Here is a 20041-nt window from a genome sequence, read left to right as displayed (position 1 = left end):
CGGCCTCAGAGCCCGCTGATCAGTTGCGCATTGTCGACGCGGATCTCGGCACCGTTGACGAACCGTGACTCGTCGGCGGCGAGGAACAGCACCACGTTGGCAATGTCCCGCGGAGCGGCCATGCGGTTCATCGGGTCCTGGTCCAGCGCTTCCTGCGGGATTGGCTGACCACCGGCCAGGGCCTGGGTCATCGGCGTGTTCACGCCATCGGGGTGCACGCTGTTGCAGCGGATGCGGTAGCCCTGCTGCTTGCAGTGCAGGGCAATGGAACGGGTCATCGCCGCCACCGCGCCTTTAGACGCCGAGTAAGCGCAGAACATCGGCATTGCACCCAACGCGGCCACCGACGACATGTTGATGATTGAGCCGCCACCGGTTTCCTTCATCGCCTGGATGGCGTATTTGCAGCCGAGGAAGTAGCCTTCACCGTTGATCTTCTGCACCTTCTGCCACAGTTCCAGGGTGGTGTCTTCGATGCTGCCCAGGGCCAGGATCGCGGCGTTGTTGACCAGCACGTCGAGACGGCCGAAGTGTTCGACGGTGGTTTTAACGACGTGCTGCCAATCGCTTTCGCTGGCGATGTCGTGGCGGATGAACAGCGCATTGGCGCCGATTTCCGCGGCCACCTGGCGACCGGCTTCTTCGTTGAGGTCGGTCAGTACCACTTTGGCGCCTTCGCGGGCCAGCAGCAGGGCGTCTTCGCGACCGATGCCGCTGGCGGCGCCGGTGATGATGCAGACTTTGCCTTCTACACGTTGCATTGTTGTTCTCCTGATCGTGCGGTTTGAAGTGCGAATTGGTCGGCCACGTGGGCGGCAGCCCGGCGACCGGAATAAATACAGTCGGCCAGGGACAGGCCGGAGACGTACAGGTTGGACGCGACCCCGACCGCATTGCGGCCGGCGCTGTACAGGCCGTCTATTGGCTGGCCGGTGTGGTCCAGTACCCGACCGCTGTCCTCACAGACCTTCAGTCCGCCCAGGGTGATGACCGGGCAGGGGAAAAGTTTGCTGTCGAAGGACAGGTCGAGGGCGTACCACGGGCCTTGTTCGAGGTTGGCGAGCATCGCGGCGGATTTGCCGAACTCGTCGGCGACCTCACCCCGTGCCGCGCGGGAATAGCGTTCGACGCTCTGGCGCAGCAGTTCCGGCGGCAGGCTGCAGCGTTTGGCCAACCCGGCCAGACTGGTGCTGCGCTTGGCGTTGAACAACAGGTTGAGCAGCACTGGCAGGCGCTGGAAATTCCACACTTTGCCGGGGCCGACCTGACTGAGTGCTTCTCGAACCAGCGCCCGATTGAGAATCAGAATGGCGCGGCCGTCCTGTTCTTCGATCATGGCGTGGCCGAGGGTCGCGCCGTAGATTTCTTCGTTGGCGTAACGTTGCCCGCGAGCATTGACGATCAGTCCGCGAGCCCAGGCCAGTGGTGGATTGATGAAGCGCCAGGCGCTGACCTTTTCCATTCGCGCCACGCTGCCACCGGCGCTTTGGCCCAGGGCGATGCCGCTGCCATTACACCCGGTGGCGCCTAGCGGCAGACCGGCCAGGTACTGCGGCGCGTGTTGGCGAACCAGATCGCGATTGAAGATAAAACCACCGCTGCTCAGCAACACCGCCTGTTCGGCGCGAATCAATTGGCGAATGGCGCTGGTCTGTTCGATGCGGCGCTGACGGGCGCGCAAGCGGTCGGCCAACGCCGGAGCGTACATATGAATGGCGGCGGCCCAGCGCGACAGACGGGCATGTTGTCTGGCGGCGCGGCTACCCGACGGCAACTGCCAGGCTTCGACACCGAGGACCTTGTCGTCGAGGTCGAGCACCAGTCGCCGCACTTCGCACTGGCTGCGCAGGCGCGCGCCGTGACGCAAGGCGCTGGCCTTGAGCGGGGCGAACAGGCTGGCGCCGGACATGCCCGGGCCTTTGGTGCGGTGGCCACGGGGCGCCGGCTTGGCGCTGGCGGCATAGGCCGGCACGGCTTCGTTGCCGGAGTAATAGAGGTAGTACTGGTCACTCGGGTACGAGGTCTTGTGCGGCGGCACGCTGGCTTCGAAGGCCGCGCCTTGGCGCTCCAGCCAGGCCAGTTGATCGCGGCTGCCTTCGCAGAAACCCTTCAAGGTTTCGAGGCTGACGGCGTCGCCGACTTCCTTGCGCAGGTAGTTGAACATGGCTTCGCTGGTGTCTTCATAGCCAGCCTGACGCTGATACGGCGTGCCACCGCCGGCATAGACCACGCCACCGCTCAGCGCCGTGGCGCCGCCGCCTTCGAAGCGATCCAGTGCGAGTACCGACAAGCCGCGAGTGCTGGCTTCGATGGCGGCACAGGCGCCGGCACCGCCAAACCCGACGATCAGCAAGTCGCAACGGTCATCCCATGGCAACTGGTCGGCGCTGTTCACTCGCAACGCCGTCAACCGGTTCAGGCTGTCCATGTTCGGGCCTCAGCCAGCAACAGCGAGAGAAGGTGCGGGTTTGGCGGTGGTGGTGTAGCTGCCGTCGAGGTAGACCAGCGGGGTGATGGCATCAGTGGTGTGGATCTGCAGGATGCGCCCGATGAACACGGTGTGGGTGCCGTAGCTGAAGTGGCCGTCCTGGCGGCAGAGGATCGCCGACTGTGCGTCACCCAGGTAAGGAATGCCGCCGGGGCTGGTCAGCCAGTTGCCACGGTCGAAGCGCGCTTCGCCCTTGATCGCGCCGCTGCACAGGTTGGCCAGGTCTTGTTGTTCGACGCCGAGGATGTTGACGCAGAAGTCGGCACCGGTCGCCAGTGCGGCGTGGGGCGAGGCGGTCTTGTTGACGCAGATCAGCAGTGATGGCGGCTCGGTGCTCAGGGAGTCGACCGCGGTGGCGGCCATGGCGAAGCGTTCGGAGCCGTTGCTGGTGCTGATAATGGTGACTGACTTGGCCAGGCGGCGCATGGCCTGGAGCATGTCGGCTTTGAGATTGACGTCGTTCATCGCACTGGGCCTTTTTGTTGGTTGGGGAGTGCGATGGATTCTTGCTCTGACGTCCAGTCGTCACATCGTCCGAGGGGACTAGGCCTTGGCGGCCTCTGGGCCGACCAGGCTCTTGGTTGATGGGGTACATATCCGTTGCTGCGGTAACGGCGACTTATGGTTTCGCCCTTACGGCGAGTCCCTTTGGCAAACGCCGGAGTGCCGGCCCAGCCCAAAGGAACCAAAGGTCTCGCCCCTTACGTACGGCCCCTCGCTAAGGCTCGGCGTTCCTTCGCTGCGGTATTCATCCGGGGGCATTGCCCTCCGGTCGGCTTCGCTTCGACCTACATGCAATGAGTTCGACTGCGTCGAACGGCGCTGCGCGCCCATCCCCGGATGAACACCTCCACTCAGCCTGCCGAGGGGGCGGGTGGATCAAGATCAAGAGCTGCAGGCGAGCTAACGCTCGGCCTGATGAGTGGTGAGAAGCGTGGGTGTACGCCGCTCTGCTTTTGCTTTTCTGTGGGAGCGAGCTTGGTCCGGGCGGCGTTCCGACGATGGCGGCCTGCCAGCCGACCAATTCCTTACAGATGTACTCAGCACCTGTGGGAGCGAGCTTGGTCCGGGCGGCGTTCCGACGATAGCGGCCTGCCAGCCGACCAGGTACCTCCCAGACGAACGAAACCCGCGAACAGGCCGGCCGGTAGGCCGCCTCGGGTGCTGTTGCGGTGTACGCCCCCTCGTGAGGCCGAGAGGAGGTTCTGCGCAGTGGGCAACCCGGCATGGATGCCGGGTTAGCCGCCCCCGGCCATGGATGGCCGATGGCGGCGGGCCCACGGAGCAGGACCGGAGCGAGGGGATGCCGAGCCACAGCGAGGCACCGAATGTCAGGGGCAAGAGCCCTTTGGTTACTTTGGGGCTTTTCCAAAGTGACCCGCCGTAAGGGCGGAACCCTAAGCGGCCGTGACCGCAGCAATGGATATGTACACCCACAAAACACTCGTCGCCTGACACAAAGCCATCGTCGGAACGCCGCCCGGACCAAGCTCGCTCCCACAGGAATCTTCAGTGGCCACAAGTCTCGAGTAAAACAGGGGACTCAATGTGGGCCTGCCCGCGAAGACGGCCTGCCAGCCAACACTCCTTTTTCAGATTCACCTCCAAAAAACTTTTCCCCAATCCCACATGGTCCGTTTGAGGGATGCCCGCCGCTTTGCGCATTGTTTGAATGCCAGTGTAGGGGCGCTACACCCGCCCCGTTGCACGCGCGCCCCGGCGGACGGGGTGAACAAAGGAGAACAATAAAAATGCTCAACCAAGACCTGATTCGCCAGCGTCTGAGCCAACGTGCCCGCGAGTTGGTGCCGATCCTGCGTGAACGCGCCCTGAATGCCGCGCAAGCAGGCCAGTTGCCTGAAGAAACCCTGAAGGATTTCCACGACGCCGGTTTCTTTCGCATCCTGCAACCGTCCCGTTGGGAAGGTTATGAACTGGAGCCCAAGGACTTCTTCGACGTGCAGATGACGCTCGCCGAAGGCTGCATGTCTTCGGCCTGGGTACTAGGGGTGGTGGCGATCCACAACTGGCAACTGGCGCTGTTCGACGACCGCGCGGCCCAGGATGTCTGGGGTAGCGACTCCAGCGTGCTGATCTCCTCTTCCTATATGCCGGTGGGCAAGGTTGAGCGGGTCGAGGGTGGCTTCAAGTTGAGCGGGCGCTGGGGCTTTTCTTCCGGCAGCAAGCATTGCGACTGGGCGTTCCTCGGTGCGCTGGTGCCGTCGGCAGAGGCGGGTGGGGCGCCGGATTACCGGACGTTCCTGGTGCCGCGCAGCGACTACCAGATTCTCGATAACTGGAACGTCATGGGCCTGGAAGCCACCGGTTCCCACGACATCCTGGTGGAAAACGCTTTCGTGCCCGAGTACCGCACCCATCGCGCGTTCGACGGTTTCATGCAGAACAGTCCGGGCAACGAGGTGAACACTGCGCCCCTGTTCCGCTTGCCGTTCGGGCAGATATTCGTGCGTGCTGTTTCGTCCTCGGCCATCGGTGCCCTGCAAGGCGCGGTGGATCAGTTTGTCGAGCACAACCGCGCCCGGGTCGGAGTCAATGACGGTCGCAAGATGGTCCAGGACCCGGCCGCGCAATCGTCGCTGGCCAATGCGATGGTCTGCGTCGACGAGTGCAAGACCGTGCTGCATCGCAACTTCGCCCTGATGCTCGAGCGCGCGCAGAAGGGCGAGCCGTTGAGCATGCCCGAGCGGGTGAAGATGCGTTACGACTCGGCGCTGGTGGCCGACAAGTGCGCCAAGGCCGTTGGCGACCTGATGTTCAACAGCGGTGCTTCGACGATCTTCCGCAGCCATCCGATCAACCGTGCGTTCCGCGACATTCACACCGGTCGCGCCCACGTTGCCAACAGCCCGGCCAAGTACGCCTGGAACCTTGGCGGCGTGAGCATGGGCCAGGACAGCAGCGACTTTTTCCTCTGACGCTGCCCTACAAATCGGCTAGTCCGTTTGCGTGATTCGAGCGCCCCGCCGATGCACGAGCATTGGCGGTAAGGCGATGGTCTACGGCGCCGACTGCGCATCCAAATAAGCACAAGGATCAACCATGAAATTTTCCCTGATTTACGAAGCCCAGACGGTGGACTCCAGCCGCGAAGGCGACCGCAAGATTTTCGAGGACACCGTCGAACAGGCCGTGCTCGCCGACAAGCTCGGTTTCGACACCTTCTGGTGCGTGGAACACACCGCGCTGAGCAACTACTCGCACATGTCCGCGCCGGAAACCATGCTGGCTTTCGTGGCCGGTAAAACCGAGCGCATCGGCATCGGCCACGGCGTGGTCTGCCTGCCGCCGGCGATGAACCACCCGGTGAAAGTCGCCGAGCGCATCGCCACCCTCGACCTGTTGTCCAAGGGCCGTGTGCACTTTGGTGTGGGCAAGGGCGGCACCCAGCAGGAAGCCGGCACCTTCGGCTACGACCTCGCGACCTTGCAGCCGCAGATCGACGAGATGATGTACCTGATCCCGAAAATGTTCGTGCAGGACGAGATCGAGCACAACGGCGACTTCGTGCAGATCCCCAAGCGCCCGATCCATCCAAAGCCTTACCAGGATCCGCACCCGCCGATGTACCTGGCATGCACCAACACCGAGTCGCTGAAAAATGCCGGCGGTCGTGGCATGGGAGCCCTGGTGCTGGGCTTCGGTGGCCCGGAAGAAATCGCCAAGAAGGTCGAGGTGTATCACACGGCCTACGACAACCGCGATGAGAAGAAGCAAGTGGGCTTCCGTCCTAATCGCCACATTGCCGCGCTGTGCCCGGCCATCGTGCTGGACGACAACGAAGAAGCGCGCCGCATCGGTATCCGTGGCCAGCGCTACTTCATGGAGTCCCTGGGCTACTGGTACGGCGGCGGCGAACGTCCGGACCCGGAGAAGTGGAAAGACGACACCTTCGTCGATGGCAACGGCCAGAGCGTGATCAAGTCGCGCTTCGCCTCCGAAGAAGTCAGCGTCGACTTCTCCGACCCGACCATGGCCATGATGAACCCGAACCACGCCTACGGCACCGTCGAGGATTGCATCGGCTACGTGCAGCGCCTGATCGATGCCGGCGCCGACGAAATCCTGTTCATCTGCCAGATGGGCACCGTGCCGCAGTGGGCACAACTGGAGACCTTGAAGAACATTGGCGAGAAGGTGATTCCACATTTCCGCAAGGGTTGAAAGTTGACGCTAAAGGCGTGAACACCGCATCCCCCCTGTGGGAGCGAGCTTGCTCGCGATAGCGGTCTTACATTCAGCATCGATGTTGACTGGTATGGCCCCATCGCGAGCAAGCTCGCTCCCACAGTTGATCGCATTTCAGGCCTGGCACGGACGTCAGGCCAACTTTCCAACGGGTCCCCAAGGCCCGTTTTTTTATGCCTGCCAGATAAGGCGTTGAACACCGCCTATCCCCTGTGGGAGCGAGCTTGCTCGCGATGGCGGTCTTACATTCAACATCGATGTTGAATGGTATGGCCCCATCGCGAGCAAGCTCGCTCCCACAGGTTTTTGGGTCGTTAAACATGGATTGATTAACGGCTGTCAGTGTTACTCGATGAAAGCTACAACGCCTTGCGTCGTTGCCTACAGGTGCGCCAGAATCCGCCGGCTTGTGCGCCTTGGAGCCCCTCGGTAACTTGATTCGCGTCACTGCTCATCAGTGATCGGGTTTAGCAGCTCGGGTATAACCTAAGTCGTACGACGCTTCTATCAGTCAGGTTTTGTGCCTGTATTTTGATGGTGGCTGTACGCAGGGCGCCCTTGGGCGCGCCGGCTTCTTAGGTTCCCCGGTCTGCTAACCTGCGTGCAGCTGCCACCCTCTTCGTTTAGCAGCAGGAGGTTGGCACATCATTAGGAACCTGAGATATGTTCAAAGTCACACCAAACCCGCCGGACACCGATCCAGTATCCCCATACGAACCCGATTCAAAAAAACTCAACGAGGCCGCCGAGCGTGCCCTCGCTTACCACTTCCCCTCGACCGCCGACATCAAAGCCACCCCTCGAACCATCAGCACGCTGTTCAGCGTCGACCCCGAGGCCACGACCGAAACCCTGGTGGTCTATCTGGTCGAGACCCTGGCCTCGGTCGATGTGATGGTGCATCAACTGGTGGATCATCTGGAGGGCGGTGACCGTAATGCGCTGCTGGGTATTTCCAATAGCGTCATGCTGGCTGAGATCACCGCGAACCGCGTGCTCGATCAAGTCGATCCGCGAGAGTAGCGATCCACCAGTAGGAGCTGCCGAAGGCTGCGATCTTTTGATTTTGTTTTTCAGATCAAGATCAAAAGATCGCAGCCTGCGGCAGCTCCTACAGGGATTGCGTTCTGCCTGTTTTCCGCTAGTCCCATTGGACGATGTTGCCCCTCCCCGAACCCGTTTGAATAGCCCCTACATAAAGTCTCCCCCGGCACCAGCCGAAGGGCGGCACGGCCTGAGAAAAACGAGGAGTGCATCCATGGATATCCGTGGTCTGGGTTACGTCACCCTGCTGTCCAGCGACCTGGCGCAATGGCGCCACTACGCAAGCCAGGTGTTGGGCATGATGGTCAGCGGCGATGATGAGCGTCTGTACCTGAAAATGGACGAACGTCATTACCGCATCCTCGTGCAGAAGAACGCCGAGAACGGTTTCGGTGCCTGCGGTTGGGAGGTGGCCGGCAAGGCGGCGCTGGAACAGGCGGTCAGCGAGTTGCAGCAGGCCGATGTGCAAGTGATCCGTGGCACCGCCGCCGAAGCGGAACTGCGCAAGGTCCAGGAACTGGTGCACTTCAGCGACCCGGATGGCAATCGCCACGAAATTTTCTGGGGCCCGTTGCAGGATTTCGCCCGTTTTGTCTCGCCGGTGGGCGTCAAAGGTTTTGTCACCAACGACCTCGGCATGGGCCACGTCGTACTGCCAGCCCCGGCCTTCGAACGCTGCCGCGACTTCTACGAGCAGGTGATGGGTTTCGGCCTGTCGGACCTGATGAAAGTCCGCTTCACCCCGGACCCGGCCGAGCCGCAAAAGCGTATTCACTTCCTGCACTGCAACAACGGCCGCCACCACTCGCTGGCGATTTTCGAGTGCCCGATGCCCCACGGCTGCGTGCACATGATGGTCGAGGTCAACGCGCTGGACGAAGTCGGCCGCGCCCTGGATCGCGTTCATGCCAACGGCGTGAAGCTGTCGGCCACCCTCGGCCAGCACACCAACGACCAGATGATTTCTTTCTACATCAAGACCCCGTCCGGGTTTGACCTGGAATACGGCTGCGATGGCCTGGTGGTCGACTGGGACCGCCACACACCGTTCGAAAGCACCGTGGTCAGCCACTGGGGCCACGACTTCAGTGTCGGTCGCCAATGAGGAACAAGACGATGGACAAGCAAATGAGCACCGCCGAGTTCGTCGGCCAACTGCGTGACGGCATGACCATCGGTATCGGTGGCTGGGGCCCGCGCCGCAAGCCGATGGCGCTGGTGCGCGAGATTCTGCGCTCGGACCTCAAGGAGCTGACTGTTGTTGCATATGGTGGCGCGGACGTCGGCATGCTCTGCGCGGCCGGCAAGATCAAGAAGCTGGTGTTCGCCTTCGTGTCCCTGGATTTCATTCCACTGGAGCCGTACTTCCGCAAGGCGCGCCAGGAAGCGGCGCTGGAAGTGATGGAGATCGATGAAGGCATGTTGCTGCTTGGCCTGCGCGCCGCAGCGATGAATGTGCCGTTCATTCCGACCGCCGTGGGCCTGGGCACCGATGTGCTGCGCCACAACCGTCAGATCAAGTTGATCGCCTCGCCCTATGCCGATGGCAAGGACTGGGTCGCCATGCCGGCGCTCAAGCTCGATGCGGCGCTGGTGCATGTCGACCGCGCCGATGCACGCGGCGTGTGTCAGATCAGCGGTCCGGATCACTACATGGACGACCTGTTCGTGCGGGCCGCGACCCACAGCTACGTGACCTGCGATGAGCTGGTCGACAGCGAGTATTTCCATCAGGACAACGCCCACGCCCATCAAGTGTTCTGGGAACGCAACCTGACCACCGCCGTGGCCCACGTGCCGGGCGGGGCGCATCCGTCGTCGTGCGCGCCGCTGTACGGTTTCGATGTTGCGCACTTCAAAGCCTACAACGCCACGGTCCAGGCGGCCGATGGCTGGGAAGGTTATGTGCGCGACTACGTCGACTGCACCCACGAACAGTATCTGGAAAAGGTCGGCGGCCTGGCTGCGATCCGTGAACTGCCATTGCCGATTTTCTAAGGAGCCTTTCGATGAGCACTACTGATTTCAGCCTCGCTGAGTTGATGATCTGCGCGGCCTCCGAAGCCTGGCGCGAGGACGGCGAAGTATTGGCCTCCGGCATCGGCGTGATCCCGCGTCTGGCCGCTTCGCTGGCCATGTTGACCAGCAACCCGAACCTGCTGATGACCGATTCCGAAGCCTACATGGTCGCCGAACCGGTGCCGTTGGGCGCGCGCAAAGGCTATGAACCCAAGCGCGACAGCTGGATGGGTTTCTCGCGGATTTTCGACAACGTCTGGGGCGGCAAGCGCCATGCGCTGGTCGGCCCGACCCAGATCGACCGTTACGGTCAAGCCAACATTTCCTGCATCGGCGACTACGCCAAACCCAAGGCGCAGATGCTCGGTGTGCGCGGTTTCCCCGGCAACTCGATCAGCCACGCCAACTCGTTTTGCGTGCCGAGCCATAACCGGCGGGTATTCGTCGAAGGCGAGGTCGATATGGTCGCCTCGGTCGGCTACAACCCGGCCCGCCTGGCGCGGGGCTGGTCGCTGGACGACATCGACATCCGCTTGATCATCACCGACCTCTGCGTCCTGGATTTCCAGGGCCCGCAGCGGCAGATGCGCATCCGTTCGCTGCACCCCGGCGTGACGGCGGCGCAAGTCCAGGACAACACCGGCTTCGAGCTGCACGTGCCGGACGCTTGCCCGACCACGGAGGCACCGACGGCCGAGCAGTTGCAGCTGATCCAGCGCCTGGATCCGCACAACCTGCGCGCCCTGCAACTCAAAGACAACCCGCCAGGCCAACGCTGAGCAACGCGTTGCGGAGAAAAGTGATGGCTGAACATAACGATAACAATCAGGCCGAGGTGGTGCTGTACGAGGTGCGCGACGCGGTGGCCCTGGTCACCATGAACCGCCCCGAGTTCCACAATGCGCAGAACTCGCAGATGACCTATGCGCTGGACGCGGCGTTTCGCCGGGCCTGCGATGACGATGAAGTGAAGGTCATTGTGCTGCGCGGCGCCGGCAAGCATTTCTCCGCCGGGCATGACATCGGCACCCCGGGCCGCGACGTCGACAAAACCTTCGACCGCGCCAGCCTGTGGTACGACCATGTGAACAAACCGGGCGGTGAGTTTCTCTATGCCCGCGAGCAGGAAGTCTATCTGGGCATGTGCCGTCGCTGGCGCGAGATGCCCAAGCCGACCATCGCCATGGTCCAGGGCGCGTGCATTGCCGGTGGTTTGATGCTGGCCTGGGTCTGTGACCTGATCGTCGCCAGCGAGGATGCGTATTTCGCCGATCCGGTGGTGCGCATGGGCATTCCCGGAGTCGAGTATTTCGCCCACGTGCATGAACTCAATCCGCGCATCGCCAAGGAGTTCCTGTTCCTCGGCGAACGCATGCCGGCACCCCGTGCCTATCAGATGGGCATGCTCAATCGGGTGGTGGCTCGCGACGAGCTGGAACAACAGACCTTCGACATCGCGGGGCGCATCGCCCAGATGCCGCGCCTGGGCCTGCAACTGAGCAAGCAAGCGGTGAACAACGCTGAAGACCTGATGGGCAAGCGCGCGACCATGGACATGGTGTTCGGCCTGCATCACTTCGCCCATGCCCACAATGAACTGGTGTCCGGCGACCGCCTCGGCGGCTACGACGCCAAGGCCATGGCCAGTTCCCAGCGCAAAACGGGCGAGGCGTGAGCATGGCGATCTCGTTGAATACTCGTTTGACTGAACTGCTCGGTTGCCGCTACCCGATCATCCAGACCGCCATGGGCTGGGTCGCCGACCCAAAACTGGTGGCGGCCACGGGCAATGCTGGCGGCTTTGGTTTTCTCGCCGGGGCGACCATCGAACCGCAGCAGATGGAAGCGGCGATTATCGAAACCCGGCGCCTGACCGACCAGCCGTTCGGCGTGAACTTCCACATGTACCAGGCCAATGCCGGCGAGATCGTCGAGCTGGTATTGCGCCACAAAGTCCGGGCGGTCAGCTATAGCCGTTCGCCGGGCAAGCACATGATCAGCCGCCTGAAGGATGCCGGGGTGGTCTGCATTCCCACGGTGGGCGCGCTCAAGCATGCGCAGAAAGCCGTGGAAATGGGCGCCGATGCGGTGACTGTACAGGGCGGCGAGGGCGGCGGGCATACCGGTTCCGTTCCTACTTCGATGCTGCTTGATCAGGTGGTCAATGCCGTGTCGGTGCCCGTGGTGGCGGCCGGTGGTTTCAAGGACGGCAGGGGCCTGGTGTCGGCCCTGGCCTACGGTGCCGAAGGCATCGCCATGGGCACACGCTTTTTGATGTGCGCCGACAGCCCGGTGCCCCAGGCGACCCTGGCGCGGTACCTGGCGGTCAAGGACCCGGCGGCCATCATCATCAGCCGCGCCATCGACGGCATGCCGCAACGGATGATCCGCAACGAATTGCTCAACCAGCTGGAAAACAGCGGTGGTCTCAAGCGCCTGTTGCTGGCGTTGCAAAGTGGCCTGGCCTACCGCCGCCACACGGGCATGAGCCTGACCCAGTTGCTGAGCAGTGCCTTGAAAATGCGCGGTGCCGGTGAACTGACCGCCGCGCAAAGCATCATGGCCGCTAACGCGCCGATGGTGATCCAGAAAGCCATGGTCGACGGGCGTCCGGCCGAGGGCGTGTTGCCTGCCGGACAAATCGCTGCATCCATCGACAGCTTGCCCAGCTGCGCCCAATTGATTGAACAGATCGTCCGCGACGCCGAAGCGCGCCTGGGCGAGCTGTGCCGCCGTGTGTCGTGAAGGGGAAAGGCATGAAACCATTTAGCGTGAGTATTGATAGCGGCATCGCAGAACTGGTGTTCGACCGGCCACCGGTCAATGCCTTCAGCAGTCAGGGCTGGGCCGATATCGCCAGCGAGATCGAGGGCCTGGGTCGCGACAGCGACGTGCGGGTGATCGTGATCCGTGCCGAAGGTCGCGGCTTCTGCGCCGGGGTCGATATCAAGGAACTGGCCGCCGACGGCAACCTGATCGTCGCGGTGAACAAGGGCAACTACGACAGCTTCAAGGCCATCCACCGCAACCCGAAACCGGTGATCGTTGCCGTGCACGGTTTCGTGCTGGGCGGCGGCATCGGCATTTGCGGCGCCGCCGACATCATCGTCGCGTCCGAGTGCGCCACCTTTGGCGTGCCGGAAGTGGATCGCGGGGCCATGGGCGGCGGTGCGCATTTGCAGCGCCTGTTCCCGGTGCAGAAAGTCCGCCACATGTACTTCACCGGCGAGGCGATCGACGCCGCCGAAGCCTACCGCCTGGGTGCGGTGGAGCGGGTGGTCAAGCGCGAAGACTTGCGCGACGCCGCGTTGCAGATCGCCCGCACCATCGCCGCCAAGAGCCCCGGCATGATCAGCCTGGCCAAGGAAGCGCTGAGCGGCATCGAAGACGGCAATCTGGAAGACAAATACCGCTGGGAGCAGGGCTTCACCCTCGAAGCCTACCGCTCACTGGACTCTCAGGAAGCACGCGACTCGTTCGTCGAGAAACGCGATGCCCGATTCAACGGCTGAAGGCATATCCATGGACCTGACCTATACCCCGGCCCAGCAGGCCTTTCGTGCCGAGGCACGGACCTGGCTGGCGGCCAATGTACCGAGTGAACCGCTGCAATCGTTCGACACCGAGGCTGGCTTTGCCCAGCACCGGGCGTGGGAAACCAAGCTCAATGAAGGCCGTTGGGGCATGGTCACCTGGCCGACCGAACTCGGCGGGCGCGGTTGCGACCTGATCGAGTGGCTGATTTTCGAGGAGGAATACTACCGTTGCGGGGCGCCGGCACGGGTCAACCAGAACGGTATCTTCCTGCTCGGCCCGACCCTGATGGAGTACGGCACCCCGGAGCAAAAGGCGCGTTTTCTGCCGCGCATGGCCACTGGCGAAGACATCTGGGCCCAGGCCTGGTCCGAGCCGGGCGCCGGTTCCGACATGGCTGCGATCCGTTCCAAGGCTGAACGCGTGGGCGACCACTACGTGATCAACGGCCAGAAAACCTGGTCGACCCGTGCGGTGTGGGCCGATTGGGCATTCGGTATTTTCCGTACCGACGCACAGTCCCAGCGTCATCACGGCCTGACCTTCATTTTGCTGCCGCTGGATACGCCGGGGATCACCGTGCGGCCGATTCCGCAGCTCAACGGCTTGCCGGGCTTCGCCGAGATCTTCTTCGACGACGTCAAGGTGCCGGTGGAGAACGCCCTCGGTGGCGAAGGCATGGGCTGGCACGTGGCGATGTCCACCGCCGGTTTCGAGCGGGGTTTGTTGCTGCGCTCACCGGCGCGCTTCCAGGAAACCGCCAAGCGTCTGGTGCAGCTGTACCTGGCCAACCGCGAGCAGGCCGACCGCGACCCGGCCATCGGTGAAGCGGTGATGCGTGCCTGGCTCGATGCCGAGGCCTACACCCTGAGCACCTACATGACTGCCTCGCAACTGGTGCAGGGCGGCAAGATCGGGCCGGAATCGTCGACCAACAAGATCTTCTGGTCCGAACTCGACCAGCGCATGCACGACACCGCCATGAGCATTCTCGGCCTGCGCGGCGAACTGCTGCCACATGCACCGGCCGCCGGTGACGTCGGCCATTGGCTGGAGGGTTTCCTGTTTGCCCAGGCCGGTCCGATCTACGCCGGCACCAACGAGATCCAGCGCAACATCATTGCCGAACGCATGCTCGGCATGCCGCGAGCCTGAGGAATAGACCATGGACTTTAGTTTCAGCCGCGACCAACTGCTGTTTCAGGACAACGTCCGCAGCTTTCTGATCAACGAAGTCACCCCGGAACGCATCCGCGAACTGTGGCAGAGCGACAACGGGCGCAGTGATCAGCTCTGGGCACAACTGGTGGAACTCGGCCTGACCGCCCTGACCGTCCCCGAGGCGCAGGACGGCATGGGCATGAATGAGCTGGACTTCGTGCTGATCGCCCAGGAATGCGGTTATGCCGGTCTGCCCGAACCGCTGGTGGAGACCATGCTGGTCGGCGTGCCGTTGCTCGCCGCACTGGATGAGCAACACGCGTCGTTCAAACAAAAATGGCTGTCGCGAGTGGCCGAGGGCCGTGCACGTCTCGCGGTTTCCGAGCCAGGTAACCCGCTGGTCAGCGATGCCCATGTCGCCGATCTGCTGTTGCTGGCCCATGGCGATGAGGTGCATGCGCTGGAGCGTGATGCCGTGCGCCTGACCCGCAACGAGTCGGTCGATCCGAGCCGTCAGTTGTTTCAGGTCGAGTGGACGCCAACCCCCGCCACTTGTGTGGCCAGTGGTGAACAGGGCCGACGCCTGTGGGCAGCCGCCTTCAACCGTGGCGCCCTCGCCAGTGCCGCGCAATTGCTCGGGCTGGCCAAGCGCATGGTCGACCTGGCGGTGGACTACACCTTCGAGCGCAAGCAGTTCGGCAAACCGGTGGGTTCGTTCCAGGCGGTCAAGCATCTGATGGCCAACGTCGCGGTGCAGATCGAGTTCGCCAAAGGCCCGCTGTACCGCGCCGCTTATGCCATCGCCGAACAACAACCGGAGCAGGACGTATTCGTGTCCCACGCCAAATTGGCGACCGCAGAAGCGGCCATGCTCGCGGCGAAAAACACCATCCAGGCTCACGGTGCCATGGGGTACACCTGGGAAGTGGATTTGCACCTGTTCATGAAACGCGCCTGGGTGCTGGACAAGGTCTGGGGTGATCGCGGCCTGCACAAAGGGCGGATTCGCGCGGCGCTGTTTGACGGCACCCCGGAGCTGGGTGCGGGCAATACGTTCTAACCCGTCAGTAAGAGTGACTACATCCCTGTGGGAGCGAGCTTGCTCGCGATGAGGCCGGCACATCCAACATCGATGTTGACTGACACTCCGCCATCGCGAGCAAGCTCGCTCCCACAAGGTTTTTCGGCGCTCTCAATACCAGATTTCAATTTCTTCACCGAGGTAGACCATGCCTGAAGCTTATATCGTCGACGCCCTGCGCACGCCCACCGGGCGGCGCAAGGGTGGTCTGAGCCAGATCCACGCCGCCGACCTGGGCGCCCACGTATTGCGTGCGCTGGTCGGGCGCAACGCCATTCCCGACGAGGATTACGACGACGTGATCTTCGGCTGTGTCGACACCATCGGCCCGCTGGCCGGTGACATCGCCCGTACCAGTTGGCTGGCGGCCGGCCTGTCGCAAGCGGTGCCGGGCACCACCATCGATCGCCAGTGCGGTTCGTCCCAGCAAGCGGTGCACTTCGCCACCCAGGCGGTGATGAGCGGTACCCAGGATGTGGTCGTCGCCGGTGGCGTGCAGACCATGACCCAGATCCCGATTTCCTCGGCGATGATCGCCGCCGAACCCTTGGGCTTCACCGATCCGTTCAGCGGTTCCGAAGGCTGGGTGCGGCGCTATGGCGCGCAACCGCCGACGCAGTTCCGTTCGGCGCAGATGATCGCGGAAAAGTGGGACCTGTCCCGGGCGCAGCTTGAAGCCTATTCGCTGGAATCCCATCGACGTGCCTTGCAGGCCATCGAGCAAGGCCGCTTCAATCGCGAGATCGTGCCACTGGCCGGTGTGCTGCATGACGAAACGCCACGCCAGACCAGCCTGGAAAAAATGGCCGAGCTGGAGTTCCTGTTCGGCTGCGACCGGGTGACCGCCGCGGTGTCGAGCCAGACCTGTGATGCGGCCAGTGCGATGCTGATCGTTTCGGAGGCGGCGCTCAAACGTTACGGCCTGACACCACGGGCTCGCATCCATCACCTGAGCGTGCGCGCCGAAGACCCGATCTGGATGCTCACCGCGCCGATCCCGGCTACCGCTTACGCACTCAAGCGTGCCGGCATGAAGCTGGAAGACATCGACCGCGTAGAGATCAACGAAGCCTTCGCCTCGGTGGCCATGGCCTGGTTGAAAGAAACGGGCTATCCCCACGAACAGACCAACGTCAACGGCGGCGCGATTGCCCTCGGCCATCCATTGGGTGCCACCGGCACCCGCTTGATGTGCACCTTGCTGCATGAACTGGAACGCAGCGGCGGACGCTACGGCATGCAGACCATGTGCGAAGGCGGCGGTCAGGCCAACGTGACGATTATCGAACGCCTGTGATTTCAAGATGCCCACTGAACCTGTGGGAGCGGGCTTGCTCGCGAAGGCGGAGTGTCAGCTACATCAATGTTGGCTGACCCACCGCTTTCGCGAGCAAGCCCGCTCCCACAGGGATTGTGGCAACGAGTGATGAATTTGAAGGATGAGCAATATGAAAATCTGTGAAAACCGCGTCGTGATCATCACCGGTGCCGGCGGTGGACTGGGCCGCGCCTACGCGCTGGCTTTCGCCGCCGAAGGCGCGAAAGTGGTGGTCAACGACATCAACCGCGAAGCGGCGCTGGCCGTGGTCGGCGAAATCCTGGGGCAAGGCGGCAGCGCCGTGGCCAACAGCGACGACATCACCCGCTACGACTCGGCGGGCCTGATTGTGCGCCAGGCCATCGAAACCTTTGGCGACCTGAATGTGGTGGTCAACAACGCCGGCATCTGCCGCGACCGCATGTTCGCCAGCCTGACCGAAGCCGACTGGGATGCCGTGGTAGCCGTGCATCTGAAGGGCCACTTCTGCATTTCCAGTCACGCCGTGAAGTACTGGCGCGAGCAGGCCAAGGGTGGCGCCAAGGTCGATGCGCGGATCATCAACACCAGCTCCGGCGCCGGGTTGCAGGGCTCCATCGGCCAGTCCAACTATGCGGCGGCCAAGGGTGGCATTGCTTCGCTGACGCTGGTGCAGGCGGCTGAACTGCGCCGCTACGGGATCACCGCCAATGCCCTGGCGCCGGCCGCGCGCACCGGGATGACCGAGCAAGTGTTCGCCGACACCATGAAAAAGCCTGAAGAAGGCTTCGATTACTTCGCCCCGGAAAACGTCGCGCCGCTGGTGGTGTGGCTGGGCTCCGAGGCTTCCGTCGGGGTGACCGGGCAGATGTTCGAAGTCGAGGGCGGCAAGTTGTCGATCGCCGACGGCTGGCGCCGTGGTCCGCAACTGGATCGCCAGGGCCGCTGGGCGGTTGGCGAGATGGGCGAAGCGATTGCGCAGCTGATGACTCAGGCCGTTCCGGCGGCGAAGGTTTACGGCAGCTGAAAAAGAACGGTCTCGGGAGGGCGCGGGTGGCTATAATCGGCCCCACGTTCCCTCCTGTCATCACACGAGACTGCCATGACCATTTCCCTGTACGACGCTTCCATCCCTGTTCTCCAGCAAATGCTCAACGCCCTCAGCGGTGTGCTGAAAAAGGCCGAAGCCCACGCCACCGAAAAAAACATCGACCCTAACGCCTTCCTGCAAGCGCGCCTGTTCCCGGACATGTTCCCGCTGGTACGCCAGGTGCAGATCGCCGTTGATTTCGCCAAAGGCATTTCTTCGCGTCTGGCCGAAGTCGAACTGCCGAAGTACGACGACACTGAAACCACCTTCGCCGAGCTGCAAGCATTGATCGCCAAGGTTCTGGCCTACATCGGCGAGTTCACGCCGGAGCAGATCAACGGCAAGGAAGGCATCGAGATCGTGACCCGTCCGGGCACGCCTAAAGAGAAGCGCTTCAGCGGCCAGTCCTACCTGCTGACCTACGGCCTGCCGCAGTTCTTCTTCCACGTCACCACCACTTACGCACTGCTGCGCCACAACGGCGTGGAAGTGGGCAAGCGCGACTACATGGGCGCGTTCTAAACCGTCCAGGTACAAAAAAGCCCGCCAAGGTTTGCGCCTTGGCGGGCTTTTCATTGGTGAATCAAAAGATCGCAGCCTGCGGCAGCTCCTACAGAGGAACGCGTACCCCCTGTAGGAGCTGCCGCAGGCTGCGATCTTTTGATCTTTACGCCAATCGCTCTGCTTTTGCCTCTTCACCCAGGCAAGCCGCCGCGGTGAACAGCACATCGGTGGAGGAGTTCAGCGCGGTTTCCGCCGAGTCCTGCAACACGCCGATGATGAAACCGACCGCCACCACCTGCATGGCGATTTCGCTCGGGATGCCGAACAGGCTGCACGCCAGTGGAATCAGCAACAGCGAACCACCGGCCACACCCGAAGCACCGCAGGCGCAGATGGCTGCGACGACGCTCAGCAGGATCGCGGTGGGAATGTCCACGGCGATGCCGAGGGTGTGCACGGCCGCCAGGGTCAGCACGGTGATGGTGATCGCAGCTCCCGCCATATTGATGGTCGCGCCCAGCGGGATCGATACCGAGTAGGTGTCTTCGTGCAGGCCCAGGCGCTTGCTCAACTCCAGGTTGACCGGAATGTTCGCCGCCGAGCTACGGGTGAAGAATGCCGTGATGCCGCTTTCGCGCAGGCAGGTCAGCACCAGTGGGTACGGGTTGCGACGCAGTTTCCAGAATACGATCAGCGGGTTCATCACCAGCGCCACGAACAGCATGCAGCCCAGCAGTACGGCCAGCAGGTGCGCGTAGCCGATCAGGGCGCCGAAACCGGAGGTGGCGAGCGTCGAGGCCACCAGGCCGAAGATGCCCAGCGGGGCGAAGCTGATCACCAGGCGCACAATCACCGTCACGCCGTTGGACAGGTCGCCCAGCACTTCACGGGTGGTGTCGCCGGCGTGGCGGATGGCAATGCCCATGCCGATGGCCCAGGCCAGAATACCAATGAAGTTGGCATTCATCAGGGCGCTGACCGGATTATCGACCACGCTCAGCAACAGGCTTTGCAGCACTTCGCCAATCCCGCCTGGCGCAGTGACCGCGACGTCCTGGGTCGACAGCACCAGGCTCGAAGGGAACGTCATGCTGGCAACCACCGCGACCACGGCGGCGGCGAAAGTGCCCAGCAGATACAGGAACAGAATCGGCCGGATATGGGTTTCCTGGCCGTGCTTGTGGTTGGCAATCGACGCCATGACCAGCACGAACACAAGAATTGGCGCGACGGCTTTCAGTGCCGAGACAAACACTTTGCCGATGAACGCCGTGGACTTGGCCAGGTCGGGGGCAATCAGTGCCAGGGCAATACCGGCGATCAGGCCGATCACGATCTGTGTGACCAGGCTCAAGCGTTTAAGGCGTTGCAATAGAGAAGGGGATGAAGCAGTCATAAAACGGCATCTCTGATTTTTTATAAGTGCGAGGTTTCACCGCAGTTGCAGCAACAAGCAGGGCAGGCCGCAGACGGGAAACCGAGAGGGGAACACGGCGCTAATGCCAGCGCTGATTCCTGTGGCGAGGGAGCTTGCTCCCTCGCCACAAAGGGCGCGGACTTTATCACAGCGCAGGAACGATCTTTCAGACCTGTGACGAACTGCCACCCTGGCATTCA

18 protein-coding genes are annotated in these 20041 nt (G+C 62.7%); 14 read left to right on the top strand and 4 right to left on the bottom strand.

All coding sequences use genetic code 11. From position 1 onward, the window contains the following. Positions 1 to 5 precede the first annotated feature (5 nt). From ACMDB8_RS18325 to ACMDB8_RS18315, 3 genes are read right to left on the bottom strand one after another with little or no spacing between them, the layout of a single operon-like run. Entirely contained in the window at positions 6 to 761 is a 756-nt protein-coding gene (locus ACMDB8_RS18325; RefSeq protein WP_056722377.1) for a glucose 1-dehydrogenase, read from the bottom strand. After that, positions 749 to 2428 (bottom strand): FAD-binding protein, encoded by a 1680-nt coding sequence (locus tag ACMDB8_RS18320; RefSeq protein ID WP_409078868.1) that lies wholly within the window; start codon positions 2426 to 2428, stop codon positions 749 to 751. Before ACMDB8_RS18320 ends, ACMDB8_RS18325 begins: the two co-directional genes overlap by 13 nt. A 9-nt stretch (positions 2429 to 2437) precedes the next feature. After that, a complete protein-coding gene (locus ACMDB8_RS18315; RefSeq protein ID WP_056722372.1) occupies positions 2438 to 2953 on the bottom strand; it encodes a flavin reductase family protein in 516 nt (171 codons plus the stop codon). A 1286-nt stretch (positions 2954 to 4239) separates the two neighbouring features. Here ACMDB8_RS18315 and ACMDB8_RS18310 point away from each other — a divergent pair. From ACMDB8_RS18310 to ACMDB8_RS18245, 14 genes are all read left to right on the top strand, one after another. Continuing rightward, positions 4240 to 5424 (top strand): flavin-dependent monooxygenase, encoded by a 1185-nt coding sequence (locus ACMDB8_RS18310; protein ID WP_409078867.1) that lies wholly within the window; start codon positions 4240 to 4242, stop codon positions 5422 to 5424. Positions 5425 to 5548: 124 nt separating this feature from the next. Beyond that, positions 5549 to 6670 (top strand): LLM class flavin-dependent oxidoreductase, encoded by a 1122-nt coding sequence (locus ACMDB8_RS18305; protein ID WP_116581264.1) that lies wholly within the window; start codon positions 5549 to 5551, stop codon positions 6668 to 6670. A 687-nt stretch (positions 6671 to 7357) separates the two neighbouring features. After that, positions 7358 to 7717 (top strand): DUF6124 family protein, encoded by a 360-nt coding sequence (locus ACMDB8_RS18300; protein ID WP_409078866.1) that lies wholly within the window; start codon positions 7358 to 7360, stop codon positions 7715 to 7717. Between the two features lie 235 nt (positions 7718 to 7952). Further along, complete coding sequence (locus ACMDB8_RS18295) at positions 7953 to 8843, top strand: VOC family protein (protein WP_056722365.1); 891 nt, start codon at positions 7953 to 7955, stop codon at positions 8841 to 8843. Between the two features lie 11 nt (positions 8844 to 8854). Continuing rightward, positions 8855 to 9736 carry a CoA transferase subunit A gene (locus ACMDB8_RS18290; protein ID WP_409078865.1) on the top strand — a complete coding sequence of 294 codons (882 nt, stop codon included), beginning with the start codon at positions 8855 to 8857 and terminating at the stop codon, positions 9734 to 9736. Positions 9737 to 9747: 11 nt separating this feature from the next. Next, a complete protein-coding gene (locus tag ACMDB8_RS18285) occupies positions 9748 to 10536 on the top strand; it encodes a CoA-transferase subunit beta (RefSeq protein ID WP_056722361.1) in 789 nt (262 codons plus the stop codon). Between the two features lie 23 nt (positions 10537 to 10559). Next, complete coding sequence (locus ACMDB8_RS18280) at positions 10560 to 11432, top strand: enoyl-CoA hydratase (protein ID WP_223541582.1); 873 nt, start codon at positions 10560 to 10562, stop codon at positions 11430 to 11432. A gap of 2 nt (positions 11433 to 11434) precedes the next feature. Further along, on the top strand, positions 11435 to 12502 hold the full coding sequence (locus ACMDB8_RS18275) for an NAD(P)H-dependent flavin oxidoreductase (protein ID WP_056722357.1): 1068 nt from the start codon (positions 11435 to 11437) through the stop codon (positions 12500 to 12502). Positions 12503 to 12513: 11 nt separating this feature from the next. Then, a complete protein-coding gene (locus ACMDB8_RS18270) occupies positions 12514 to 13269 on the top strand; it encodes an enoyl-CoA hydratase family protein (RefSeq protein WP_409078864.1) in 756 nt (251 codons plus the stop codon). 10 nt (positions 13270 to 13279) lie between these two features. Continuing rightward, positions 13280 to 14446, top strand: coding sequence for an acyl-CoA dehydrogenase family protein (locus ACMDB8_RS18265; protein ID WP_409078900.1), 1167 nt, complete (start codon positions 13280 to 13282; stop codon positions 14444 to 14446). A 10-nt stretch (positions 14447 to 14456) separates the two neighbouring features. Continuing rightward, positions 14457 to 15512: an acyl-CoA dehydrogenase family protein gene (locus ACMDB8_RS18260; protein ID WP_409078863.1), complete on the top strand. Its 1056-nt coding sequence runs from the start codon at positions 14457 to 14459 to the stop codon at positions 15510 to 15512. A 169-nt stretch (positions 15513 to 15681) separates the two neighbouring features. Continuing rightward, the gene (locus ACMDB8_RS18255; protein WP_409078862.1) at positions 15682 to 16830 is read left to right on the top strand and encodes an acetyl-CoA C-acetyltransferase; all 1149 of its coding nucleotides are present in this window, start codon (positions 15682 to 15684) and stop codon (positions 16828 to 16830) included. A 151-nt stretch (positions 16831 to 16981) separates the two neighbouring features. Next, positions 16982 to 17857: an SDR family oxidoreductase gene (locus ACMDB8_RS18250; RefSeq protein WP_409078861.1), complete on the top strand. Its 876-nt coding sequence runs from the start codon at positions 16982 to 16984 to the stop codon at positions 17855 to 17857. A gap of 75 nt (positions 17858 to 17932) precedes the next feature. Next, positions 17933 to 18442 (top strand): DUF1993 domain-containing protein, encoded by a 510-nt coding sequence (locus ACMDB8_RS18245; protein WP_056722346.1) that lies wholly within the window; start codon positions 17933 to 17935, stop codon positions 18440 to 18442. Positions 18443 to 18587: 145 nt separating this feature from the next. On the opposite strand, the gene sstT is transcribed toward ACMDB8_RS18245, so the two are convergent. Beyond that, positions 18588 to 19820, bottom strand: a complete 1233-nt coding sequence (sstT, locus tag ACMDB8_RS18240) for a serine/threonine transporter SstT (RefSeq protein WP_046043062.1) — start codon at positions 19818 to 19820, stop codon at positions 18588 to 18590. Positions 19821 to 20041: the final 221 nt, after the last annotated feature.

It is taken from the genome of Pseudomonas monachiensis (assembly GCF_047345015.1).
GTDB classification, from domain to species: Bacteria; Pseudomonadota; Gammaproteobacteria; order Pseudomonadales; family Pseudomonadaceae; genus Aquipseudomonas; species Aquipseudomonas monachiensis.
The sequence above is the reverse complement of the archived record's forward strand: the minus strand, read 5'-3'. Positions and strand labels throughout refer to the sequence as shown.

Excerpts from the sequence above, each read along its gene's own strand:
- ACMDB8_RS18325 (WP_056722377.1), bottom strand. The coding sequence starts at position 761 with ATGCAACGTGTAGAAGGCAAAGTCTGCATCATCACCGGCGCCGCCAGC.
- ACMDB8_RS18320 (WP_409078868.1), bottom strand. The coding sequence starts at position 2,428 with ATGGACAGCCTGAACCGGTTGACGGCGTTGCGAGTGAACAGCGCCGAC.
- ACMDB8_RS18315 (WP_056722372.1), bottom strand. The coding sequence starts at position 2,953 with ATGAACGACGTCAATCTCAAAGCCGACATGCTCCAGGCCATGCGCCGC.
- ACMDB8_RS18310 (WP_409078867.1), top strand. The coding sequence starts at position 4,240 with ATGCTCAACCAAGACCTGATTCGCCAGCGTCTGAGCCAACGTGCCCGC.
- ACMDB8_RS18305 (WP_116581264.1), top strand. The coding sequence starts at position 5,549 with ATGAAATTTTCCCTGATTTACGAAGCCCAGACGGTGGACTCCAGCCGC.
- ACMDB8_RS18300 (WP_409078866.1), top strand. The coding sequence starts at position 7,358 with ATGTTCAAAGTCACACCAAACCCGCCGGACACCGATCCAGTATCCCCA.
- ACMDB8_RS18295 (WP_056722365.1), top strand. The coding sequence starts at position 7,953 with ATGGATATCCGTGGTCTGGGTTACGTCACCCTGCTGTCCAGCGACCTG.
- ACMDB8_RS18290 (WP_409078865.1), top strand. The coding sequence starts at position 8,855 with ATGGACAAGCAAATGAGCACCGCCGAGTTCGTCGGCCAACTGCGTGAC.
- ACMDB8_RS18285 (WP_056722361.1), top strand. The coding sequence starts at position 9,748 with ATGAGCACTACTGATTTCAGCCTCGCTGAGTTGATGATCTGCGCGGCC.
- ACMDB8_RS18280 (WP_223541582.1), top strand. The coding sequence starts at position 10,560 with ATGGCTGAACATAACGATAACAATCAGGCCGAGGTGGTGCTGTACGAG.
- ACMDB8_RS18275 (WP_056722357.1), top strand. The coding sequence starts at position 11,435 with ATGGCGATCTCGTTGAATACTCGTTTGACTGAACTGCTCGGTTGCCGC.
- ACMDB8_RS18270 (WP_409078864.1), top strand. The coding sequence starts at position 12,514 with ATGAAACCATTTAGCGTGAGTATTGATAGCGGCATCGCAGAACTGGTG.
- ACMDB8_RS18265 (WP_409078900.1), top strand. The coding sequence starts at position 13,280 with ATGGACCTGACCTATACCCCGGCCCAGCAGGCCTTTCGTGCCGAGGCA.
- ACMDB8_RS18260 (WP_409078863.1), top strand. The coding sequence starts at position 14,457 with ATGGACTTTAGTTTCAGCCGCGACCAACTGCTGTTTCAGGACAACGTC.
- ACMDB8_RS18255 (WP_409078862.1), top strand. The coding sequence starts at position 15,682 with ATGCCTGAAGCTTATATCGTCGACGCCCTGCGCACGCCCACCGGGCGG.
- ACMDB8_RS18250 (WP_409078861.1), top strand. The coding sequence starts at position 16,982 with ATGAAAATCTGTGAAAACCGCGTCGTGATCATCACCGGTGCCGGCGGT.
- ACMDB8_RS18245 (WP_056722346.1), top strand. The coding sequence starts at position 17,933 with ATGACCATTTCCCTGTACGACGCTTCCATCCCTGTTCTCCAGCAAATG.
- sstT (WP_046043062.1), bottom strand. The coding sequence starts at position 19,820 with ATGACTGCTTCATCCCCTTCTCTATTGCAACGCCTTAAACGCTTGAGC.